Genomic DNA, 4571 nt, shown 5'->3' with positions numbered 1-4571 from the left:
GTGCCCTCGACGTAGATGCCGAACGAGAACTGCAGTGTGATGCCGTAGGTGTCGGCCGGCAGCATGAAGATCGTCGTCTCGGGAACGAGCAGCCCGCCCTGATAGCTGTTGAGCAGCAGCCCACGGTCCGAGCGCAGCGTGGCCGGTGGCACCAGCGTCCGGGGGTCGGCGGCGAACTGGAACGGCTGCTGCACCATCCCCGAGGTCTGTGCGGTCTGTGACGTGATCGAGATCGAGGACACATAGACCCGGCGCTTCTGCGCCAACACTGCCTTGTCATCGACCCGACGGTCGTACGCGTTGATCGCGAACCCGAACACCTTCTCGTTGTTCGGCGTCCACTCGCGGGTGCGCTTCGGGTCAGCCGCCCACACATCGAGCACGACCTCGAGGTCGGATGCGACATCTGTCGTCAACGAAACCGACCCGTCGTACGAGAACAGTGAGTCGAAGTCCATCGCGGCAGTCGTCGAGACCGGCTGCGGCACCGGTGTCGCCGTCGATGCGGTGCTGGGTGCTTCACCCTGGATCGAATTGAATGCTTCGGCGATCTGCTGGCATCCGGTCAGGGACGAGGCGCCCAAAGCCAGTGCGGCGGCGCCGAGCACGACGCGGCGTACGGTGCGCGACGGTTGCGGGGCGGTGGCCATGGTTTCTCCTTGAGCGGGCCGACGTGCAGGGCATCGAAGGCTGATATTCCGCGGTTATCTCGGGCTCGTGGCGGGTTCCACAAGCCGGATGCGCTGGAAGTATACGATACGAACAAAGGCCTGAACTCAACGCTGCCTAAGGGGGAGCACAAGGTGAGCGCAAGAGACGCGCAATTCCGCGACGTCGACGGCGCGACGATGCGAGTGAGGTCGATCTGGCTCACGCAGCTCTCCCTCGGCGTCTCGATCATCATCATCTCGGTCGTATCGCTCGGCTACGAGCCGGAACTGTTCGAGTCGTGGCTCATGCTCACCGGGGTGGCCATCATCATCGCTGCAACCGCGGTGACACTTGTCGTACCCTGGGCCCGCGCACCCCGGTGGTCGCCGCTGATCATCCCGTTCGCCGACATCGTCGCCGTCGGGTTCATGGCGGCATCCTCGATCCTGCCGCTCGGTTTCTTCTGGGTCTTCCCGATCATGTGGATCGGCCTGCACTTCACGCGCTGGGCCCTCGCGGCCGCCATCGTCACAATCGCCGGTTCCCTCTTGATCGAAGCCGCCACCTCCACCGAACCGCCCGGCGCCGTCGAACTGTTCACGGTGCTCCTCGGAGTCACGTTCCTGGGTATCACGGCGAACATCACGATGCGCCAGACGCGGGCGTTCAAGCGGTTGCTTCTCGGCCAGACGCGGCGTCTCGAAACCACGCTTGAACGGGTCTCGGGCGCCGAGCGCAGCACGATCGAGTTGATCAACGGCGTGGATGTCGGCATCCTGCGTTTCGCCCGTGACGGATCACTGCTCGCCGTCAACACGACCTACGCTCGGCTCTACGGAACGAGCCCCAACGATCCGAACTCTCCGCCCACCTCCGTCGAATACGCATCCCTGCAGGGGACGGCGATCCCGGCCTCGGAGCGCACGTTCGCGCGTGCGCAACGTGGCGAGATCTTCGAGGATGCGCGGGTCTGGATCTTTGACGCCGAAGGCACCTGGCGCGCTCTGTCGGTGAGGACGATGCCGCTGACCTCGTCAGCCGACGATTCTGCGTCGACGATGCTCGTCGCCCACGACATCACCGCCGTCACCGAGGCCGAGCGCGAGCGCGAACGGATCGCCGCGGTAGCCTCTCACGAACTGCGGCATCCGCTGACCGTCATCATCGGTCACGCCGACCTTGCACTCGAAGAAGAGGATGAGCTGACCCCGAAGATCCGGGACCACCTTGAGACGATCCTCTCCGCCAGCGAACGGATGCTCGGTATCGCCTCGACGATGCTGCAGCGCTCGCGCAGCGGATTCACCCCCACCCAGGACCGCCGCTCGTTCGACCTCGTCCCGATGCCGACCGCCGTCGGAGAAGCTTTCGCCGCGACGGCACGAGAACAGAGCGTGACGCTGGAAGCCGACCTCCCGGCCCACCTGCGGATGGATGGCGACGTCTTCCGCCTGCGCCAGGTCCTCGACAACGTCGTCAGCAATGCCGTGAAGTACACGCCAGCTGGCGGTTCAGTGCGGGTATCGGCAGCTCTGGACGAGGATAACGCCGTCATCGTGGTCGCCGACACGGGCATCGGCATCGCCTCCGAGGACCTCGAGCACGTGTTTGACCCCCTGTTTCGCAGTACGCGCGCCCAGGAGCATGCGCCTGGTACCGGGCTTGGTCTCGGTATCGCGCGCGAGATCGTGACAGCCCACGGCGGCACCCTCACGGTGACGAGTGAACTCGGACACGGCACGACGGTCACTCTTCGTCTCCCCCATTCCGTCGCTCCGGAGTCGTGATGATCTTTCCTGCACCTGGTGAGCTGCCCTGGCCCGACCTCGGCGGCGCGACCATCGGTATCGCCCACGCGACCATCGCAACCCTCGGCACCATCCTCTTCGTCGGGTTGGCGTTTCTCGCGCGGCCCCGCCGCTCGACGCTGCTGTGGTCGCTGACGTTCATGGGCATCATGGTGGCCTGCTTCGGCTATCTCGCTGCGACTGCCGCCGAGTCCGAGGAACTGCGGCGAGGCTCGATGGGTCTGCTGCTGGGCGCCCCGGCGCTCCTGTGGTCGGGGCTGCGCGCCCACCGCAAAGTTCGAACGTACGCGTGGATCAGCGCCGTGGTCGCGGCGGTGTCGATCGTTGCTCTCATCGCGGTAGGGGACTCTGACCTGTTCGGCCTCGCCTACCGCGTCGTGTTCTTCATCTCCTCGATCTTCGGCGTGCTGTTCCTCCTCGAGTGGCGGCGCATCCCGGAGCGGTCCGAGCGTCTGCTGTGGCCGATCGTCATCTCCTCGGCGGTCTACGCGCTGGCTGGCGTCACGGTGCTTATCGGCGCCCTGTTCACCCCACTCTCCACGTCGGAGGCCTTCGCATCGACGCGCATCTTCAATTCGATCGGAATGCTCGTCTACATGGTCTGCGCGCTCGTGTCGCTGGTGCCGCTCGTGACCCCCGGGACGCAGGCGATCGAGTCCGGGGCGCCGCACAGCGACTGGGGTCGGTTCGTGGGGACGGCCCGCGAACGTCTCGAACGCGCCGCCGCGCGGGATGCCGGCACCTGGTCGCTGCTTCGCATCGAGCTCGACGACGCTGAAGATCTGCAAGCTGCGGGAGGACCCGCCATCTTCGGTCGACTCATCCGCGAGATCCAGTCTCGTGTCGTCGCGGTTTTCCCCACGGATGCCGACGTCGCGATCGCTCCCGACAGTGCTGTCATCGTGCTGATATCGCGCCCCGAGGCAGTCATCCGAGAGCTCGTGCGCGACGTTCTCCGACGAATCGCCGTGCGCGACCCGGCTGCTCCGATCACGGTGACGACCTCGGCCAGCATCGGCTGGGCGAGCGTCGCGACATCGGGATATGACCTTGATGCCCTGCTTGCCACCACGGCCGAAGCTGCAGCAGCGGCCCGCGCGCAGGGCGGCGACCGCTGGGAGCGCGTCACCGCCTGACCGGCTGCTGGAACCGCTACTGCTGCGCGATGGCTATTGTCAGCGGCCGCGCGAGAGCGCGACCAAGAAAGCGCCGCCCTGGTGAGCCGCGTGAGCGCTACTGCTGCGCGATGGCAATCGTCAGCGTGTCGGATGCCGTCTGCTTCGCGTACTCGTTCGAGGTCGGCGTCGTCTGCACGAGGAAGTCGTACGTGAACTGAACCGTCACCGAGATCGCGTTCGATGGCACCGGACCGACGGTGAAGTTCTGGGAGTAGCTGTAGGGCGAAAGCACGAGATAGCCGGGGTTGACGCTCGCGGCATCCACCTGCGGATCCAGCGGAGCGAGATCTCCGGTGTCGCTCTGCGGCACGGCGACCATCGTCGCCCGCTGCAAGTAGACCTTCTGACCGTCGTTGGGTTCCACCGTTGTGATCAGCGACAGGCTGATGGGCTTGAGGGCATCGGCAGTCCACTTGTCCATCGACAGCGTCGACCAGTAGTCGACAGTGGCCTTCACGGCGCCGGCCTGGAGGTCTCGCTGCGTGGAGCCGCTGGAGAGGTCGTTCTTCACCGGTGGGGCAACGGTCTGGCGGGTAAAGGTGGGCGTCGGGCTCGAGGTCTCGTAGCCCCAGTTGTTCCACGGCGCAGGCCCACACCCGGCGAGCGCTACCGGCAAGGCGAGCAAACCCGCGATCACACCCGCCCTCGCGACGCCGTGCACCTGTCGACCACCACGGATGCCGACTCCAGCGTCGCCCCGACCAACGGCCTTCATCTCCATCCCCCCTCGGGATCACCAACCTCACCCCGCGCAGGGGTGGGATCAGTCTACGCATCCGGGGGCTCCCGCCCTCCTTAGCCTCGATCCACCGATGAAGGTTGGGCGGGCGGCGGGATCGTGATCGAGTTGCGCTGACCACGTCTGGGCAGGGGTGTGCTCCGGGCGTCGCATCCCGGTCGTCCACTGGGTCCTTGGTCGTGCCGCGTCGCGGCG

At 66.2% G+C, this 4571-nt stretch carries 4 protein-coding genes; 2 read left to right on the top strand and 2 right to left on the bottom strand.

From position 1 onward, the window contains the following. On the bottom strand, nucleotides 1–650 hold a 650-nt coding region (locus Q1V87_RS12395), incomplete at its 3' end, for a fructose 1,6-bisphosphatase (protein ID WP_300593345.1). 153 nt (nucleotides 651–803) lie between these two features. Between Q1V87_RS12395 and Q1V87_RS12390 the strand changes: the two genes are divergently transcribed. After that, entirely contained in the window at nucleotides 804–2438 is a 1635-nt protein-coding gene (locus tag Q1V87_RS12390; RefSeq protein WP_300593342.1) for a cell wall metabolism sensor histidine kinase WalK, read from the top strand. Beyond that, nucleotides 2438–3595, top strand: a complete 1158-nt coding sequence (locus Q1V87_RS12385) for a hypothetical protein (RefSeq protein WP_300593339.1) — start codon at nucleotides 2438–2440, stop codon at nucleotides 3593–3595. The genes Q1V87_RS12390 and Q1V87_RS12385 overlap by 1 nt, the downstream gene beginning before the upstream one ends. 97 nt (nucleotides 3596–3692) lie before the next feature. Here the strand turns inward: Q1V87_RS12385 and Q1V87_RS12380 are convergent, their stop codons facing one another. Beyond that, nucleotides 3693–4352, bottom strand: a complete 660-nt coding sequence (locus tag Q1V87_RS12380) for a hypothetical protein (protein WP_300593336.1) — start codon at nucleotides 4350–4352, stop codon at nucleotides 3693–3695. Nucleotides 4353–4571 lie beyond the last annotated feature (219 nt).

Source organism: Microbacterium sp., from assembly GCF_030149085.1.
GTDB lineage: Bacteria > Actinomycetota > Actinomycetes > Actinomycetales > Microbacteriaceae > Microbacterium.
This window is presented reverse-complemented; position numbering and strand designations above follow the sequence as displayed.